18 protein-coding genes and 1 tRNA gene are annotated in these 16777 nt (G+C 69.0%); 14 read left to right on the top strand and 5 right to left on the bottom strand.

The window, feature by feature from the left end:
* Nucleotides 1-15: 15 nt before the first annotated feature.
* The 5 genes from A7U43_RS26085 to A7U43_RS26065 are packed head-to-tail and all read left to right on the top strand — an operon-like array spanning nt 16 to nt 4690.
* Entirely contained in the window at nt 16-978 is a 963-nt protein-coding gene (locus tag A7U43_RS26085; protein ID WP_197500099.1) for a GlxA family transcriptional regulator, read from the top strand.
* Between the two features lie 10 nt (nt 979-988).
* Nucleotides 989-1702: a DJ-1/PfpI family protein gene (locus A7U43_RS26080; protein ID WP_068000833.1), complete on the top strand. Its 714-nt coding sequence runs from the start codon at nt 989-991 to the stop codon at nt 1700-1702.
* A 10-nt stretch (nt 1703-1712) separates the two neighbouring features.
* Entirely contained in the window at nt 1713-2501 is a 789-nt protein-coding gene (locus A7U43_RS26075) for an alpha/beta fold hydrolase (protein ID WP_068000830.1), read from the top strand.
* Between the two features lie 9 nt (nt 2502-2510).
* Nucleotides 2511-4139, top strand: coding sequence for a 2-succinyl-5-enolpyruvyl-6-hydroxy-3-cyclohexene-1-carboxylic-acid synthase (gene menD, locus A7U43_RS26070; protein ID WP_068000827.1), 1629 nt, complete (start codon nt 2511-2513; stop codon nt 4137-4139).
* 50 nt (nt 4140-4189) lie between these two features.
* Nucleotides 4190-4690, top strand: a complete 501-nt coding sequence (locus A7U43_RS26065) for a DUF3592 domain-containing protein (protein WP_068003810.1) — start codon at nt 4190-4192, stop codon at nt 4688-4690.
* On the opposite strand, the gene A7U43_RS26060 is transcribed toward A7U43_RS26065, so the two are convergent.
* Nucleotides 4648-5310 (bottom strand): DsbA family protein, encoded by a 663-nt coding sequence (locus A7U43_RS26060; RefSeq protein WP_068000824.1) that lies wholly within the window; start codon nt 5308-5310, stop codon nt 4648-4650. The genes A7U43_RS26065 and A7U43_RS26060 overlap by 43 nt on opposite strands.
* 95 nt (nt 5311-5405) lie before the next feature.
* Here A7U43_RS26060 and A7U43_RS26055 point away from each other — a divergent pair, with 95 nt between their 5' ends.
* Together A7U43_RS26055 and A7U43_RS26050 are read left to right on the top strand one after the other, a co-directional pair.
* Nucleotides 5406-6533: a glycosyltransferase family 4 protein gene (locus tag A7U43_RS26055; protein ID WP_068000821.1), complete on the top strand. Its 1128-nt coding sequence runs from the start codon at nt 5406-5408 to the stop codon at nt 6531-6533.
* A 55-nt stretch (nt 6534-6588) separates the two neighbouring features.
* The gene (locus tag A7U43_RS26050; RefSeq protein ID WP_068000817.1) at nt 6589-8178 is read left to right on the top strand and encodes an MFS transporter; all 1590 of its coding nucleotides are present in this window, start codon (nt 6589-6591) and stop codon (nt 8176-8178) included.
* An 88-nt stretch (nt 8179-8266) separates the two neighbouring features.
* On the opposite strand, the gene A7U43_RS26045 is transcribed toward A7U43_RS26050, so the two are convergent.
* On the bottom strand, nt 8267-9091 hold the full coding sequence (locus tag A7U43_RS26045; RefSeq protein WP_068000814.1) for an SDR family oxidoreductase: 825 nt from the start codon (nt 9089-9091) through the stop codon (nt 8267-8269).
* Between the two features lie 98 nt (nt 9092-9189).
* Here A7U43_RS26045 and A7U43_RS26040 point away from each other — a divergent pair, with 98 nt between their 5' ends.
* The 3 genes from A7U43_RS26040 (at nt 9190) to ppnP (ending at nt 11179) form a co-directional block, all read left to right on the top strand.
* Nucleotides 9190-9885: a demethylmenaquinone methyltransferase gene (locus A7U43_RS26040; protein ID WP_068000811.1), complete on the top strand. Its 696-nt coding sequence runs from the start codon at nt 9190-9192 to the stop codon at nt 9883-9885.
* Nucleotides 9885-10832, top strand: a complete 948-nt coding sequence (locus A7U43_RS26035; protein ID WP_068000809.1) for a CobW family GTP-binding protein — start codon at nt 9885-9887, stop codon at nt 10830-10832. The genes A7U43_RS26040 and A7U43_RS26035 overlap by 1 nt, the downstream gene beginning before the upstream one ends.
* A gap of 65 nt (nt 10833-10897) precedes the next feature.
* Entirely contained in the window at nt 10898-11179 is a 282-nt protein-coding gene (gene ppnP, locus A7U43_RS26030; protein WP_068000806.1) for a pyrimidine/purine nucleoside phosphorylase, read from the top strand.
* A gap of 7 nt (nt 11180-11186) precedes the next feature.
* Here ppnP and menJ read toward each other — a convergent pair whose 3' ends face one another.
* A complete protein-coding gene (menJ, locus tag A7U43_RS26025; RefSeq protein WP_068003806.1) occupies nt 11187-12401 on the bottom strand; it encodes a menaquinone reductase in 1215 nt (404 codons plus the stop codon).
* A gap of 56 nt (nt 12402-12457) precedes the next feature.
* On the opposite strand from menJ, the gene grcC1 reads away from it, so the two are divergent.
* The 3 genes from grcC1 (at nt 12458) to A7U43_RS26010 (ending at nt 15013) form a co-directional block, all read left to right on the top strand.
* Nucleotides 12458-13465, top strand: a complete 1008-nt coding sequence (grcC1, locus tag A7U43_RS26020) for a nonaprenyl/(2E,6E)-farnesyl/geranylgeranyl diphosphat synthase (RefSeq protein WP_068000804.1) — start codon at nt 12458-12460, stop codon at nt 13463-13465.
* Between the two features lie 61 nt (nt 13466-13526).
* The gene (gene htpX, locus A7U43_RS26015; RefSeq protein WP_068000800.1) at nt 13527-14408 is read left to right on the top strand and encodes a zinc metalloprotease HtpX; all 882 of its coding nucleotides are present in this window, start codon (nt 13527-13529) and stop codon (nt 14406-14408) included.
* A gap of 68 nt (nt 14409-14476) precedes the next feature.
* Complete coding sequence (locus A7U43_RS26010; protein WP_068000798.1) at nt 14477-15013, top strand: hypothetical protein; 537 nt, start codon at nt 14477-14479, stop codon at nt 15011-15013.
* A gap of 19 nt (nt 15014-15032) precedes the next feature.
* On the opposite strand, the gene A7U43_RS26005 is transcribed toward A7U43_RS26010, so the two are convergent.
* Nucleotides 15033-16058 carry an NAD(P)H-dependent glycerol-3-phosphate dehydrogenase gene (locus tag A7U43_RS26005; RefSeq protein WP_068000795.1) on the bottom strand — a complete coding sequence of 342 codons (1026 nt, stop codon included), beginning with the start codon at nt 16056-16058 and terminating at the stop codon, nt 15033-15035.
* Between the two features lie 65 nt (nt 16059-16123).
* Nucleotides 16124-16615, bottom strand: coding sequence for a YajQ family cyclic di-GMP-binding protein (locus A7U43_RS26000; protein WP_068000792.1), 492 nt, complete (start codon nt 16613-16615; stop codon nt 16124-16126).
* Nucleotides 16616-16691: 76 nt separating this feature from the next.
* Here A7U43_RS26000 and A7U43_RS25995 point away from each other — a divergent pair.
* Nucleotides 16692-16774 (top strand) — tRNA-Tyr (locus A7U43_RS25995).
* The last annotated feature ends 3 nt before the right edge of the window (nt 16775-16777 follow it).

The following is a 16777-nucleotide window of genomic DNA, read 5'->3' as shown; positions in this document are numbered from 1 at the left end:
ATCACCATGGGAGACGTGAAGCGGTCGGTGACGTTGCTGGGCTACCCGGGTGTGCAAGCGCTCGATCTGGTGGGCCCGTTCGAGGTGTTCAGCACGGCCACCCTGATCCTGGCAAGCCAGGGCAGCCACCACGACGGCTACGAGATCAGCATCGCGTCCCCGGACGGCGGCCCGGCCAGCACCTGGAACGGTCTGCAGATCGTCGCGCAGCCGTTGCCGCGCGGTCCGGTGGACACCGTCCTGGTGCCCGGCGGCGCCGGGATCGACGAGCTGCGCCGCGATGCCGATGTGCTGGACTGGATCCGGCGTGCGGCGGCGACCGCCCGGCGGGTGGTCAGCGTCTGCACCGGCGCCTTCCTGGTGGCCGAGGCCGGTCTGCTCGACGGCTGCCGGGCCACCACCCACTGGGCCTTCGCCGACCGGCTGGCCGCCGAATTCCCGGACGTGACAGTCGATCCCGATCCGATCTTCGTGCGCAGCTCGGACACCGTGTGGACGGCGGCCGGGGTCACCGCGGGTATCGACCTGGCGCTGAGCCTGGTCGAAGACGATCACGGCACCGAACTCGCGCAGACGGTGGCCCGTTGGCTGGTGCTCTATCTGCGTCGCCCGGGCGGCCAGACCCAGTTCGCCGCCCCGGTGTGGGCTCCGCGCGCCAAACGCGCACCCATCCGGGAGGTGCAGGAGTTCATCGAGACCGAGCCCGGTGGCGCTCACAGCATCGGTGCCCTGGCGCGTCGCGCGGCGATGAGCCCGCGGCACTTCACCAGGGTGTTCACCCACGAGGTGGGCGAGGCGCCCGGCAGTTATGTCGAACGGGTCCGCACCGAGGCCGCCCGCCGTCAGCTGGAGGAGACCGACGACACCGTCACGGTGATCGCCGCCCGGTGCGGATTCGGCTCCGCAGAGACCATGCGGCGCAACTTTGTTCGCCGCGTCGGCGTATCGCCGGACCACTACCGCAGAACGTTCGCCTGAAGGAGACACCATGCAGATCGCCGTCGTGCTGTACCCCGGATTCACCGCCCTGGACTTCATCGGTCCCTACGAGGTGCTGCGTTGGCTGCCCGACGCCGAGGTGCGCTTCGTGTGGCATCAGCCGGGCCCGATTGCCGCAGACTCGGGTGTGCTGGTCATCGGCGCCACGCACTCATTCGACGAGACGCCGGCACCGGACATCGTGCTGGTGCCGGGCGGATTTTCGACGATGGAGCATGCCCGTGACGAACGACTCCTCGACTGGCTGCGCCGCACCCACGAGACGACCACCTGGACCGCCTCGGTGTGCTCGGGCTCGGTGCTGCTGGCGGCTGCCGGTCTGCTCGAGGGCAAACGCGCCACTTCGCACTGGGCCGCCGTGCAGGCCCTGCGCGCTTTCGGTGCGCAGCCGGTCGGTGATGAGCGCATCGTGCGTGCCGATGAGCGCATCGTGACCTGCGCCGGCGTCTCGGCGGGCATCGACCTGGGGCTGTGGCTGGCCGGCCAGATCGGCGGCGAGGCCAAGGCCAAGGCCATCCAGCTGTCGATGGAGTACGACCCGCAGCCGCCGTTCGACTCCGGCCACCTGTCGAAGGCGTCGGCCGCGACAAAGGCGAGTGCGACCGCACTGATGTCGAAGGAGTTGCTCAAGCCCGCCCAGCTCAAGGCCACCACCCAGCTGCTCTGGGACCAGGCGATCCGCAAGGTGCGGGCCCGCACGTAGGCTCGAGCGGGTGAATCTGGCTTACGTCGACAAGGGCGGCACCGGCGAACCGGTGCTCTTCATCGCCGGCCGCGGGGGCGCGGGCCGCACCTGGCACCTGCATCAGGTGCCGGCCTTCCAGCGGGCCGGCTACCGCGTGATCACCTTCGACAATCGCGGTGTCGGCGCCACCGAGAATGCCAGCGGCTTCACCACCGAGCAGGTGGTGTCCGACACCGCGTCCCTGATCGAAAAGGTGGTCGGCGGGCCGGTCCGGGTGGTCGGGGTGTCGATGGGGTCGTTCATCGCCCAGGAACTCATGGTGTCCCGCCCGGAACTGGTCAGCCAGGCGGTACTGATGGCTACCCGGGGCCGGCACGACGGCGCGCGGGACTTCTTCAACAAGGCCGAACGTGAATTCCACGATGCCGGTATCACGCTGCCGCCCAGTTATGACGCGAAAATCCGTCTGCTGGAAAACTTTTCACCGAAGACGCTGAACGACGACCGGGCCGTGCGGGACTGGGGGGAGATGTTCACCATGTGGCCCACCAAATACACCCCCGGCCTGCGCAGCCAGCTCGCGGTCGCCCCGGAAGGCAACCGGCTGCCCGCTTATGCGCACATCAAGGTCCCGGTGCTGGTGATCGGTTTCGGCGATGACGTGCTGATGGCCCCGCACCTGAGCCGCGAGGTGGCCGAGGCCATCCCGGGCGGGCGCTACCTGGAGATCCCGGACGCCGGTCACCTGGGCTTCATCGAGCACCCCGACGCGGTCAACGAGGCGATGCTGGAATTCTTCGCCGAAGCCAAGCTTTAGGCTGTCCGGGTGAACCCCTCGACGACCCAGGCCCGCGTCGTCGTCGACGAACTGATCCGCGGCGGGGTCCGCGACGTGGTGTTGTGCCCCGGCTCGCGCAATGCCCCGCTGGCCTTCGCCCTGCACGACGCGGACCGGGCCGGACGCATCCGCCTGCACGTGCGTATCGACGAGCGCACCGCCGGCTTTCTGGCCATCGGACTGGCGGTTTCCGGTCAGGCGCCCGTGCCGATCGCGATGACCTCCGGCACCGCGGTGGCCAACCTGGGTCCGGCCGTGGTCGAGGCCAACTATGCGCGGGTGCCGCTGATCGTGCTGAGCGCGAACCGACCGTATGAGTTGCTGGGCACCGGGGCCAACCAGACCATGGAGCAGCTCGGCTACTTCGGCGGGCAGGTGCGGGCCAGTATCAGCCTGGGCCTGGCCGAGGACCGCGATCTTGCCGCGGCCAACGCGCAGTGGCGATCGGCGACCTGCCGGGTATTGGTGGCGGCCACCGGATCTCGCAGTGCGAATGCAGGTCCGGTGCAGTTCGACATCCCGCTGCGCGAGCCGCTGGTCCCGGATGCCGACAGCGACGGCGAGACGCCGGATGGCCGGCCCGACGGTCGGTCCTGGACCTACACCCCGCCGGTCAGCTTCGACCAGCCGCTGGACATCGACCTCACCCCGGACACCGTCGTCATCGCCGGTCACGGTGCCGGCCCGCATCCCAACCTGGCCGGGTTGCCCACCGTCTCCGAGCCGACGGCACCGGCGGCGGTGAACCCGCTGCACCCGCTCGCGCTGCCGCTGCTGCACCCGAAGCAGGTCATCATGGCGGGTCGCCCGACCCTGCATCGCACGGTCTCCACGCTGCTCGCCGACCCGGCCGTGCCGGTCTTCGCGCTGACCACCGGGCCGCGCTGGCCCGATGTGTCCGGTAACTCGCAGGCCACCGGTACCCGTGCGGTGGTCTCCGGCACGCCGGACCCGGCCTGGCTGCGGCGCTGTGCCGAACTCAACGAACGGACGCGCTCCGCCGTGCGCACCCAGCTCGACCAGCATCCGCACACCACCGGCCTGCACGTGGCGGCGGCGGTGGCCGCCGGGTTGCGCGACGGTGACCAGCTGGTGCTCGGCGCCTCCAACCCGGTGCGCGATATCGCCCTGGTCGGCCTCAACGCGCCGGGGGTCAAGGTGCGGTCCAACCGCGGGGTCGCCGGTATCGACGGCACGGTGTCGACGGCGATCGGTGCCGCGCTGGCCCACGAACGTGCCGACGGTGGCCGCACCGTGGCGCTGATCGGGGACCTGACCTTCGTGCACGACAGCTCGGGGCTGCTGATCGGCCCCACCGAGCCGCGCCCGCGCAACCTCACCATCGTGGTGTCCAACGACAACGGCGGCGGCATCTTCGAGCTGTTGGAGCAGGGTGACCCGCGGTTCGCCGATGTGTCCTCGCGGATCTTCGGCACCCCGCACGATGTGGATATCGCGGCGCTGTGCCGGGCCTATCACGTGGACAGCAGGCAGGTCGAGGTGGACGGCTTGGCCGATGCCCTTGGTGAACCGTTCGACGGGATGCGGGTGCTTGAAGTCAAGGCCGATCGGTCCTCGCTGCGCGCGCTGCACGCGTCCATCCGGGCGGCGCTCTAGTGCAGCTGCTGGCCACGCTGAAAAGCCGGTGGTGGCACCGGGTTCCGCGAATGTTCGGGGACGGCACCGAAACCCGCTCCCAGCGGGTCATCCGGCGGGTGCGGGTCGGCATCATCCTGGGCGCAGCTCTGGTGACGTTCCAGTCGGTGCTGCTGGTGCTGGGCGCGTGGGAGAACGACCGCCGGATCGAGGCCGATATGGGTGTGGCGGCCGCCGAGGTGCTCGACGCCGGCCCGCGGCGCTCGACCATCGAGTTCGTCACCCCCGACCGGGTCACTTACCGGCCGGAGCTGGGTGTGCTCTATCCCTCCGAACTCGACACCGGGATGCGGATCTATGTCGAGTACGACCGCTCGGATCCCGACCTGGTGCGCGTGCAGCACCGTAACGCGGCGCTGTCCATCATCCCGGCCGGATCGATCGCGGTGCTGGGCTGGCTGATCGCCGGGACGGCGCTGCTGGTGGTGGCGGTGATCGCCCGGCGGATCGAGGAGGGCGACGGCCAGGATCAGGACGACGCGACCAGTTTGTCGAGCCAGTCCTTGTCGTAGATGTCGACCTTTTCGTCGTTCACCAGGTCGAACACCGTCGGTGTGCCGGTGTTGACCGAGTCGACCAGGTACAGGTAGTCGTAGTTGGTCTCATCCATCTCCACGGCGTCCACCGCGGCCTCCCCGTCGGCGATGCGTTGCACCAACTCATCGGGTATCCCGGCGGTGCGGGCCTTGTCGGCCAGCTCGTCGTCGGTCGGGCCCTTGCCGGAGGGGTCCTGGTCGGCCCAGAGTTCCTCGACGAATTTCTGGAACGCCACCGCCGGGGTGCGGCCGTCCTGCGCCGCCACGAACAGTGCGTTGCTGACCCGCTCGGAGTAGTGCGAGCCCGACATCTCCAGGAACGTCATCGGCCGGTAGGTGACGGCAAGCCGACCGCCGGCGAGATGGCCCCGGATCGATTCCCCGAAGTCGTGCTGCAGGTCCGCGCAGTGCGTGCATTGCGGTTCGGCGAAGATCTCGATCTGCACGGGTGCGTCGTCGAATCCGGCTCGGATGCCGAAGCCGTCCTCACTCACCTGCGTCAACGGCTTGTTGGGATCGGACTGGGCGCTACCTTCGATCTGGCGTGTGCAGCCCACCGCGGTCAGCAGCGTCAAACCGGTGAGCAAGGCCAACATTCGATGCACGACGCCACCGTACCGCTGTCGTGGTGTTCGCATGCCATATGCCCGCACGCAACCGTGCTGTTAACCGGCGGTGCGACAGTCCACCTGTGCGCGTTGCAATCGTTGCCGAGTCCTTCCTCCCGAACGTCAACGGCGTGACCAATTCGGTGCTTCGGGTGATCGAGCATCTCCGGCGCACCGGCCACGAAGTTCTGGTCATCGCGCCGGACACGCCGCGCGGCCAGCCGCCCGCGGACCGCGTGCACGACGGTGTGCGCGTGCACCGGGTGCCCGCCCACATGTTCCCGAAGGTGACCTCGCTGCCGCTCGGTGTGCCCCTACCTCGGATCGTGGGCGTGCTACGTGGTTTCGACCCCGACGTGGTGCATCTGGCCTCGCCGGCGCTGCTGGGCTGGGGTGGCGTGCACGCCGCCCGTCACCTCGGCGTGCCCGCGGTGGCGGTGTTTCAGACCGATGTCGCGGGGTTCGCCGAGAGTTACGGTGTGGGCGTGTTGTCGCGGGCGTCTTGGGCCTGGACTCGCCGGCTGCACAGCAAGGCCGACCGTACCCTGGCGCCGTCCACCTCGGCGATGGAAAATCTTGCTGCCCATGGTATTCCGCGACTGCACAAGTGGGGGCGCGGTGTCGACATCACCGGCTTCGTGCCGTCGGCGCGCGACGAGTCGCTGCGGGCGGCGTGGTCGCCGGCCGGGAAGCCGGTGGTCGGTTTCGTCGGCAGGCTTGCGCCGGAGAAGCACGTGGAGCGGCTGGCCACCGTGGCCGCCCGCGACGACCTGCAGGTCGTCATCGTCGGCGACGGGGTCGACCGGGGCAAACTCGAATCGTTGATGCCGGCAGCGGTTTTCACCGGGGAGCTGCGCGGCGCGGCACTGGCCGCGGCATATGCCAGCATGGATGTCTTCGTGCACCCCGGCGAACACGAGACGTTCTGCCAGGCCGTGCAGGAGGCGATGGCCTCCGGCCTGCCGGTGATCGCCCCCGACGCCGGCGGGCCGCGCGACCTGGTCACCCCGATGCACACCGGTCTGCTGTTGGGTGTCGGTGAATTCGAGACCCGGCTCTGTGGTGCCGTCGATCACCTGGTCGCCGAGCGGGCCCGGTACTCGGCCGCCGCCCGGCGCAGCGTGCTCGCCCGCACCTGGCCGGCGGTATGCGACGAGCTGCTCGGACACTACGAGTCGGTGATCGGTCAGCGACACCGCAAGGCCGCCTAGCGAATCTGCCCGACCGCCCCTCTAGAGTGGTCGAAAAAGACGGTGGGGGGCAACGATGGGATCGGCACCGTCCACCTCCACGTGGGCGCCGCTGCGATCCCCGGTCTACCGCGCGCTGTGGATCGCGCAGCTGGTGTCCAACCTCGGCACCTGGATGCAGACCGTCGGCGCGCAGTGGATGCTCGTGGCCGACCCGCGTGCCGCGGTGCTGGTGCCCCTGGTGCAGACCGCGACCACACTGCCGGTGATGCTGCTGGCGCTGCCGTCCGGCGCGCTGGCCGACCTCATCGACCGGCGTCGGCTGCTGATTGCCACCCAGGGCGCGATGGCCGCGGGTGTGGGTCTGCTCGCCGCGCTCACCGGCGCCGGGCTGACGACTCCGGCGGTGCTGCTGACCTTGTTGTTCATGATCGGGTGTGGGCAGGCGCTGGTGGCGCCGGCCTGGCAGGCCATCCAGCCCGATCTCGTTCCCGCCCAGCAGATCCCGGCCGCGGCGGCGCTGGGCAGCATGAGCATCAACCTGGCCAGGGCGATCGGGCCCGCCGTCGCCGGGGTGCTGGTGTCGCTGTCCGGGCCGACCCTGGTCTTCGCGCTCAACGCCGTGTCCTTCGCCGGGATCGTGATCGTGCTCTTCGTCTGGCGTCCCGCCACGGTGGAACGCAGCGAACCGCCCGAGCGCGCCCTGGCCGCCCTGAGCGCGGGCGGGCGCTTCATCCGCAGCTCACCGATCGTGCGGCGGATCCTGCTGCGGGCGGCGCTGTTCGTGGCGCCGGCCAGCGCGTTGTGGGGGCTGCTGCCGGTGATCGCGAGTAACCGGCTCGGCCTGTCGTCATCGGGCTACGGGCTGCTGCTGGGTGCACTCGGTGCCGGCGCGGTGCTCGGCGCTTTCCTGTTGTCGCGGCTGCGGACCCGGTTCGGCCAGAACGCGCTGCTGACCACCGCGGCCGTGGGTTTCGCGCTGACCACCGCGGTGCTGGCGTTGGTGCCCAACTTCGTCGCGGTGCTGCTGGCACTGCTGGTCGGCGGCGCGTCCTGGCTGCTGTCGCTGTCGACGCTCAACGCGTCGATGCAGCTGAGCCTGCCGGCCTGGGTGCGTGCCCGCGGCCTGTCGGTGTATCAGCTGGTGTTCATGGGCGGGCAGGCGGTGGGTTCGCTGGTGTGGGGGCTGGTGGCCGCCGCCACCAGCAGTGTGACCAGCCTGCTGATCAGCGCCGGGTTTCTGGTGGTGTGCGGACTGTCCTCGCTGTGGTGGCCGTTGCACGCCAGGACCGGCGATCTCGACCTCACCCCGTCCTCGCACTGGCCCGAGCCGAACGTGGTCTTCGATCCGGCTCCGCTGGACGGACCGGTGCTGGTGCTCACCTCCTACCGGGTGGCGCCCGAGGACGAGCGGGACTTCCTCGCCGCGATGGACGTCCTGGGCCGGTCCCGGCAACGCACCGGGGCGTCGCAGTGGCGGCTGTTCCGCAGCGTGGAACGCGAATCGACGTACGTCGAGACGTTCGTGGTGCGGTCCTGGGGTGAGCACATGCACCAGCACCACACCCGGCTCACCGGCCAGGACCTGCTGATCGAACAGGCCGTGGAGCGCTACACCGACGGGGTGCCCGTCTCCGAGCACTACCTGGCCGTGCGCAACCCCTGACCCATCTCCGGCGAGCAGACACAAAGGGTCGCCAAAAAGGGCAATATGGCGGCCCTTTGTGTCTGCTCGCGGCGGGAGGCGGCGGGAATCAGCCCTGAGCCTCGATCGACACCGGCTGCCATTCCCGCCAGGTCGCCAGTCGCTGCGCGTAATCGGCCTCGGCCAGCTGCAGCGGGATCTCCCCGAAGAACACCCGCAGCGGGGGCTGCTCGGCGTCGACGATCTTGAGCACCGCGGCCGCCGAGGCCTGCGGGTCGCCCGATTTCGCGGTGCGCTTGGCCCTGGCCGCCTGGGCCTGGGCGTGGGCGTCGGCGTACTCCGGCAGGGGTGTCGCGTGCCGGGCCGAGGACCCGGCCCAGTCGGTGTCGAACCCGCCCGGCTCGATCAGCGTGACGTGGATGCCGAATCCGGCGATCTCCTGGGCCAACGACTGCGAGAAGCCCTCCAGCGCCCACTTGGAGGCGTGGTAAATGCCGACGTTCTGGAACGCGGTGATCCCCCCGATGGAGGACACCTGGATGATGTGCCCGCTGCGCTGGGCCCGCAGGTAGGGCAGCGCGGCCTGGGTCACCCACAGCGCGCCGAACACATTCGTCTCGATCTGGTCGCGCGCCTCGGCCTCGGAAAGTTCCTCGATGAACCCGAACTGTCCGTACCCGGCGTTGTTGACCACGACGTCGAGCCGCCCGAAATGCTCGTGGGCTTGGCGCACGGCGGCGAAGTCGGCGTCCCGGTCGGTGACGTCGAGCTGCAGCGGCAGGATCGCCTCGCCGTAGGTGGTCACCAGGTCGTCCAGGGATGCGGTGTCGCGGGCGGTGGCGGCCACCTTGTCGCCGCGCTGCAGGGCGGCGATCGCCCACTCCCGGCCGAAGCCGCGTGATGTGCCGGTGATGAACCAGACCTTCTGCGCCATGTCGCTCTCCTCTTTGTCGGCTCGTGTCCCTGCGTTACCAACGACATCACGCAATCCCCATTCCCGGAACCTCGGGACTCACAGGTAGTTTTAATTCGGTGAGTAGGGCATCGCTGGAGAAGGACCCGCACGAGGTCGCGTCGATGTTCGACGGCGTGGCCCGCCGCTACGACATCACCAACACGGTGATGTCGCTGGGGCAGGACAGATTCTGGCGGCGCGAGACCCGCTCGGCGCTGGGCATCGGTCCCGGGGACGCGGTGCTGGACCTGGCGGCCGGTACCGCGGTGTCGACGGTCGAACTGGCGACCTCGGGGGCGTGGTGCGTCGCCGCGGACTTCTCGGTCGGCATGTTGGCCGCCGGTGCCTCCCGCAACGTCCCCAGGGTGGGCGCCGACGCGACGAAGCTGCCCTTCGCCGACGATTCGTTCGACGCGGTGACCATCAGTTTCGGGCTGCGCAATGTGGTCGACCATGTGGCGGGGCTGCGGGAGATGGCCCGGGTGACGCGCCCGGGCGGGCGGCTGGTGGTGTGTGAGTTCTCCACGCCGACCAACGCTCTGTTCGCCACCGTCTACAAGGAGTACCTGATGCAGGCGCTGCCCATGATGGCGCGCACGGTGTCGAGTAATCCGGACGCCTATGTGTATCTGGCGGAGTCGATCCGGGCCTGGCCGACGCAGCCGCAGCTCGCCGACCGGATCCGCGAGGCCGGCTGGGAGTCGGTGCGGTGGCGCAACCTGACGGGTGGGATCGTCGCGCTGCACGCCGCGGTCAAACCGCACGCGTCGTAGTGAGCGTTCCGGTCCTGGCGCTTGCCGGTTTCCTCGGGGCCGGCAAGACGACGTTGCTCAACCACCTGCTGCGGAACAGCCGCGGCGTGCGGATCGGGGCGCTGGTCAACGATTTCGGCGCGGTGAACATCGATGCGATGTTCGTGGCGGGGCAGGTCGACGCGATGGCCTCGCTGTCCAACGGGTGCATCTGCTGCGCGGTCGACGCATCCGAAGCCGCCGAGATGCTGGGCCGGCTCGCCGCGGTCCGGCCCGCACTGGACCTGATCGTGGTGGAGGCCAGCGGTATCGCCGAGCCGCCGGTGCTGGCGCGCACCATCGCCAGCGCGGGCGATGACCGGTTCCACTACGCCGGGCTGGTGCTGGTGGTCGATACCGCCCAGCCGGCCGAGCTGGGCCACGGGGTGCGGGTGGCCGACCTGGTGGTGCTCAACAAGGCCTCCGATGGTGACGCCGACGCGGTGGCGGCCGCGGTACGCGCCGAGAACCCCCGAGTTCCCATGGTGTACACGGATTTCGCCCGGGTGGACCCCGCCCTGCTGATCGACCCCCCCGTGCAGCGAAGGGAGCGTCCGGCGCAGCTGTCACTGGATGAGCTGCTCTTGGACGACGATCATCACCACGACCACCCCGAGTATCAGAGTGTGGAGTTCAGCGCCGACGAGCCGGTGAACCCGCGCCGCTTCCTGGCGTTCCTGCACGACCGGCCCGCGGGGCTCTATCGCGCAAAGGGTTTCGTGGATTTCGGTGCCGGCGGCCGCTATTCCGTTCAGCTGGTGGGCAGCTCGCTGCGCTTCGAGAAGCGGGGTGCGGCCGGGCGGGGCACCACACTGGTCCTGATCGGCACCGGCATCGATGTCGACGCCGCGTCATCGGCACTGCGGGACTGCACCCGCGAACCCGCCGATGAGAACGCGATGCTCGGCGTGCACAAGTACGTGGTCTGACCCCGGCCATCCCGATTGGGCGGGCTCATCGCGATCCGCGGGCAGGCACTCGCTAGTCTTCGCGCATGTTCAAAGTCAATGAGTACTTCGACGGTGCCGTCGCGTCGATCGCCTTCGCCCCGGCCGACGGACCCGCGACCGTGGGCGTCATGGCGGTCGGGGAGTATGAGTTCGGCACCTCGCAGCTGGAGATCATGACCGTGGTGTCCGGTGCGCTGACCGTGCAGTTGCCCGGTGCGGATGACTGGCAAACCTATTCCGCGGGAACACAATTCACTGTTCCCGCCGACAGCTCGTTCAAGGTACGGGTCGAGGTCGAGACGGCCTATCTGTGCGAGTACCGCTAGGCGCGGATCAGCAGAACGGTTTGCGTTCGTCGAACCTGCGCGAGGCCAGGCCGGCCGAGCGCCACACCCGGGCGATCCAGTCCTCGTCCTCGTCGGTGACCAGGTTGCCCATCATCCGCACCGCCACGTTCATCAGGAAGTGCGAGCGCATCGCCACCGGGCCCACCGCGGGCAGGAACCGCGGCAATGTCAGCAGCAGCGCCAGTCGTCGCGCCGCGGAGAAGCCGCGCGCGTAGTGCTCGGTGAGCACCGCCGGCCACGCCGCCCTCAGGTCGCCGGATCCCAGTAGTTGCGCGGCCAGGCGGCCGGTCTCCAGGCCGTAGTCGATCCCCTCGCCGTTGAGCGGGTTCACACACGCCGCGGCGTCGCCGATCAACATCCAGTTCGGTCCGGCCACCCCCGACACCGCCCCACCCATCGGCAGCAGTGCGGACAACCCGGCTCGCGGTCCGCCCTCGAAACCCCACTCCTCGCGGCGCAGATCGCAGTAGTAGGACATCAGCGGCCGTAGTGCGGCGTCCGACGGTCGTTTCGCGGTGGCCAGTGCGCCGACGCCGATGTTCACCTCGCCGTTGCCCAACGGGAAGATCCAGCCGTAGCCGGGCAGCACTTTGCCCTCCGGGGAACGCAATTCGAGGTGCGAGGTGATCCAGGGCTCGTTGGCGCGCGGGCTCGCGATGTAGCCGCGCACCGCCACGCCGTACACCGTCTCCTGGTGCCAGCTGCGCCCGAGCGCGCGTCCCAGTGTGGAACGCGCGCCGTCGGCCACGATCAGTTCGCCCACGCCGACCGTGGAGCCGTCGTCGAGGATCAACTCCGAGACCCGCCCGGACGAGTCGTGACGCCCGTCAACCACTTTGGTGCCGAGCATCATCTTCGCGCCTTCGTCGGCGGCGACCATGCGGATCCGGTCGTCGAGCTCGGTGCGGGGGACGGCGCTACTGGTCGGCGGGAACGAGGGGCCGGGCCAGGGGATCTCCACGTCGGCGCCGAACCCGGACATCCGCAAGCCGTGATGGCTGATCCGGCCGGTCAGCCAGTCGCCGAGGCCGAGGCGTTGCAGCTCCGAGACCGCCCGCGGGGTCAGCCCGTCGCCGCAGGCCTTGTCCCTGGGAAACTGCGCGGAGTCGATGACCAGCACATCGCGGCCGGCGCGCGCCGCCCACGCCGCCGCCGAGGAACCGGCGGGCCCGGCGCCCACGACGACGACGTCTGCCTTGATCAAGTCGCTCCGCTCCTGCCCGCTGTATCCCCGACACCTCACAGTATGTTGGACGCATGAGGACACCGGCGAGCGTGGTGGCGGGCGTGGACTTCGGGGATCCCGAATTCGCCGCGCAGGTGCGCGACGGAGTGGCGCGCGTCGAAGATCTGATGGCCACCGAGCTGGGCAAGGCGGATGAGTTGATGGCCGAGGCCGTCCAGCATCTGTTCAAGGCGGGCGGCAAGCGGTTCCGGCCGCTATTCACCGTGCTGTCGGGCTCGCTGGGGCCGCGCCCCGAGGATGAGGACGTCACGATCGCGGGCGCTGTGATCGAACTGGTGCACCTGGCCACGCTCTATCACGACGATGTGATGGACGAGGCCCAGGTGCGCCGCGGTGCGGACAGCGCCAACGCGCGGTGGGGCAACAACATCGCGATCCTGGCCGGCGACTACCTGTTCGCGACGGCGTCCCGTCTGGTGTCCCGGCTCGGACCGGACGCGGTGCGCGTGATTGCGGACACATTCGCCCAGCTGGTCACCGGTCAGATGCGGGAGACCCGGGGTGCGGCCGGGGGCACCGATGAGATCGAGCACTACCTCAAGGTGGTCTACGAGAAGACGGCCTGCCTGATCTCGGCGTCGGGGCGTTTCGGTGCCACCTTCTCCGGTGCCGGCGAGGAGCAGATCGAGCGGTTGTCCCGTCTCGGCGGCATCGTCGGGACGGCGTTCCAGATCTCCGACGACATCATCGACATCGACAGCGATCCCGACGAATCCGGCAAGGTTCCGGGCACTGACCTGCGTGAAGGCGTGCACACCCTGCCGGTGCTGTACGCCTTGCGTGAGTCCGGCGACGACGCGGACCGGCTGCGGGTGCTGCTGGCCAAGCCCATCTCCGACGATGCCGAGGTCGCCGAGGCGCTGACCTTGCTGCGCCGCTCTCCGGGGATGGCGCGCGCCAAGGAAACGGTGCGCGACTACGCGGTGCGGGCACGCGAGGAGCTGGCGAATCTGCCCGAGGGGCCGGGCCGCGCTGCGTTGGCGACGTTGGTGGACTACACCGTCAACCGGCACGGATAGCCGGAACCTACGGGGGTCGACCGGCGTTACACCAGCGAAGCCTTTCGTAGGAGGAACTCTGATGACCTGGCACCCGCATGCCAACCGGATGAAGACCTTCGTGCTGCTCGTCTGCATGTCCGCGCTCATCGTTTTCATCGGTTCACTGTTCGGCAATTCGTCGATCCTGTGGTTGTCGGTGTTGTTCGCGGTCGGCATGAACGCGTACGTGTACTTCAACAGCGACAAGATGGCGTTGCGGGCGATGCACGCCCAGCCCGTCACCGAGATGCAGGCACCGGCGATGTACCGGATCGTCCGCGAACTCGCGACCACCGCGCGTCAACCGATGCCTCGGCTGTACATCAGCGACACCGCCGCGCCCAACGCGTTCGCCACCGGACGCAATCCGCGTAATGCCGCGGTGTGCTGCACCACCGGCATCCTGGGAATTCTCGACGAGCGGGAACTGCGCGCGGTGCTCGGCCACGAGCTGTCCCATGTGTACAACCGCGACATCCTGATCTCGTGCGTGGCGGGTGCCCTCGCGTCGGTGATCACCGCCCTGGCCAATATCGCCATGTTCGCCTCCATGTTCGGCGGTAATCGTGACGGTGGAGCGAATCCCTTTGCCATGCTGTTGGTTTCGCTGCTGGGCCCGATCGCGGCCACCGTGGTGAAACTGGCGGTGTCGCGTTCGCGCGAGTACCAGGCCGACCAGTCGGGTGCGGAGCTGACCGGTGATCCGCTGGCGCTGGCCAGCGCGCTGCGCAAGATCGCCTACGGTGTGCAGGCCGCGCCGCTGCCGCCCGAACCGCAACTGGCCGACCAGGCGCACCTGATGATCGCCAACCCGTTCCGGGCGGGGGAGAAGATCGGCAAGCTTTTCTCCACCCATCCGCCGATGGAGGACCGGATCGCGCGGCTGGAAGCCATGGCCGGCCGCGGGCCGGGCCAGTACTGACCGAGCGCGCGCAGCGGGGTCGCTCAGCAAACGTGGCCCGCGACCGGCGCGCAGGCTAGGGTGTCGCCATGCGTATGCGAGGTCTGTTCTCCGTCATGGCGGCGGCCGCCGCCATGAGCGCCCCGGCGATCGCCGGGGCCGAGCCTGCGCCCCCACCACCGCCGCCGCCGGGCCCGAACATCAACGCCTGGGAGCTGGTGAAGCCGTCTGCGTACGCGGTGAACGACGGCACCATGTACGCCTTCACCGTGCCCGGCGACATCACCTGCGTGATCAGCCGCGGCACCGGCGGCTACGGCTGTAGCGGGCCGTTCCCGGCGGCGCCCAACGGCGCCAACGTGGTGTCCGGTGGTCAGGTGGGAGCGCCCGGCTTCGCCAACGCAGCCAATGCCATCTACGTCGGGGATCAGCCGGCCCAGCCGCTGCCCGCCAACTCGCGCATCGGCTTCCAGAATGTCAGCTGCGGCACCGACGGCGTGGTGACCGCATGCCAGAACTCCTTCGACCAGTCCGGTTTCGTGATCAGCCCGGCCGGCAGCTACATCCTCAACCCGAGCAACCCGTTGCTGGACCGTCCCGAGGGGCGCAACCCCTACTTCAACTGACAGCGGGCGGGCGCGCGGATCAGAAGCCCGCGCCGTGCACCTCGTGGCCGGGCTTCTCCAACATCAGCCCGCGGTAGGCGTCCTCGACGGTGCAGCCGTGGTTGATCACGCCGTCGACCTCGCGGGCGATCGGCATCGGAATCCCGTACTGCTCGGCGAAATCCATGATGACCGAGGACGCCTTCACGCCCTCGGCGACCTGGTTCATCGCCGCGATGATCTCCTCGACGGTCTTGCCCGAGCCCAGCTGTTCGCCGACGTGACGATTGCGGCTGCGCTGTGAGGTGCAGGTGACGATGAGGTCACCCATCCCGGCCAGGCCGCCGAAGGTGTCGCGATGCCCACCCATGGCCACGCCGAGCTTGGACATCTCGGCGACCGCGCGGGCCATCACCATCGCCCGGGTGTTCTCCCCGATACCCAACGAATAGCCCATGCCGACCGCGATGGCGTACACGTTCTTGAGCGCCCCGGCCATCTCCACGCCCACCACATCGTCGGAGGTGTAGGTGCGAAACCGCCTGGTGCGGAACAGGTCTGCCAGGTTGGCGGCCAGATGCTGGTCGGGCATGGCGAGCACCGCGGCAGCGGCGTAGCCCTCGGCGACCTCGCGGGCGATGTTCGGCCCGGCCAGGATTCCGGCGGGATGCCCGGGCAGCACCTCATCGACGACCTGGCTCATCCGCAGGTTGGTGCCCTGCTCCAGGCCCTTCACCAGCGACACCACCGGCACCCACGGGCGCAGCTCGCGGGCCAGCTCCTCGAGCACACCGCGGAACCCGTGCGAGGGGACGCCCATCACGATGACATCGGCGCTCTGTGCGGCTTCGGAGAAGTCGGTGGTGGCCCGCAGTCCGTCGGGCAGTACGACCTCGTCGCCGAGATAGCGCGAGTTGCGGTGGTTGTCGTTGATGTCCTTGGCGGTGTCCTCGGATCGCACCCATTGCAGGGTCGGCGTGCGCCGGGCACAGATGGTGGCGACGGTGGTGCCCCAGGACCCACCGCCCAGGACGACGACGTTCGGTTCGCGTTGCGCAGGTGCCATCGGGTCAGCGTATTGCCGCGATCGTGCCCGCGACCGCAAGTTGCCGAACTGGCTCGCGGACTGCGTTACCGGTAGTTGACGAACTGCAGCGCCACCTCGAGGTCGGCGCCGCGCAACAGGGCCTGCACGGCCTGCAGGTCGTCACGCTTTTTGGAGCTGACCCGGATCTCCTCGCCCTGAATCTGCGCCTTGACCCCCTTGGGGCCCTCGTCGCGGATCAGTTTGGTGATCTTCTTGGCATTCTCGCTGTCGATGCCCTGTTTGATGCTGCCGATGATCTTGTAGGTCTTCCCCGAGGGCTGTGGGTCACCGGCCTCGAACGCCTTCATGGAGATGTCGCGGCGGATCAACTTCTCCTTGAACACGTCGACGGCGGCCTTGACACGCTCCTCGGTGGAGGAGACCAGGATGATGCCCTCCTCGCCCTGCCATTCGATGGTGGTGTCGGTGCCGCGGAAGTCGAACCGGGTGGACAGCTCCTTGGCCGCCTGGTTGAGCGCATTGTCGACCTCTTGCCGATCTGCCTTGCTGACGATGTCGAAGCTGGAATCCGCCACTGGAGCCTCCTGTTGGTGCTGGCCGTTTTCGTCTTCGGTACATCCTCGTTGTACCCTGCTACTCGCACCAAATTCCGGCAGGTTGCCCGAGCGGCCAATGGGAGCGGACTGTAAATCCGTCGGCTAACGCCTACACAGGTTCGAATCCTGTACCTGCCACAC

The sequence above is a fragment of the Mycobacterium adipatum genome, assembly GCF_001644575.1.
Lineage (GTDB): Bacteria > Actinomycetota > Actinomycetes > Mycobacteriales > Mycobacteriaceae > Mycobacterium > Mycobacterium adipatum.
The sequence above is the reverse complement of the archived record's forward strand: the minus strand, read 5'-3'. Positions and strand labels throughout refer to the sequence as shown.

Excerpts from the sequence above, each read along its gene's own strand:
- A7U43_RS26080 (WP_068000833.1), top strand. The coding sequence starts at position 989 with ATGCAGATCGCCGTCGTGCTGTACCCCGGATTCACCGCCCTGGACTTC.
- A7U43_RS26065 (WP_068003810.1), top strand. The coding sequence starts at position 4,190 with ATGTTCGGGGACGGCACCGAAACCCGCTCCCAGCGGGTCATCCGGCGG.
- A7U43_RS26060 (WP_068000824.1), bottom strand. The coding sequence starts at position 5,310 with ATGTTGGCCTTGCTCACCGGTTTGACGCTGCTGACCGCGGTGGGCTGC.
- A7U43_RS26050 (WP_068000817.1), top strand. The coding sequence starts at position 6,589 with ATGGGATCGGCACCGTCCACCTCCACGTGGGCGCCGCTGCGATCCCCG.
- A7U43_RS26045 (WP_068000814.1), bottom strand. The coding sequence starts at position 9,091 with ATGGCGCAGAAGGTCTGGTTCATCACCGGCACATCACGCGGCTTCGGC.
- ppnP (WP_068000806.1), top strand. The coding sequence starts at position 10,898 with ATGTTCAAAGTCAATGAGTACTTCGACGGTGCCGTCGCGTCGATCGCC.
- grcC1 (WP_068000804.1), top strand. The coding sequence starts at position 12,458 with ATGAGGACACCGGCGAGCGTGGTGGCGGGCGTGGACTTCGGGGATCCC.
- htpX (WP_068000800.1), top strand. The coding sequence starts at position 13,527 with ATGACCTGGCACCCGCATGCCAACCGGATGAAGACCTTCGTGCTGCTC.
- A7U43_RS26010 (WP_068000798.1), top strand. The coding sequence starts at position 14,477 with ATGCGTATGCGAGGTCTGTTCTCCGTCATGGCGGCGGCCGCCGCCATG.
- A7U43_RS26005 (WP_068000795.1), bottom strand. The coding sequence starts at position 16,058 with ATGGCACCTGCGCAACGCGAACCGAACGTCGTCGTCCTGGGCGGTGGG.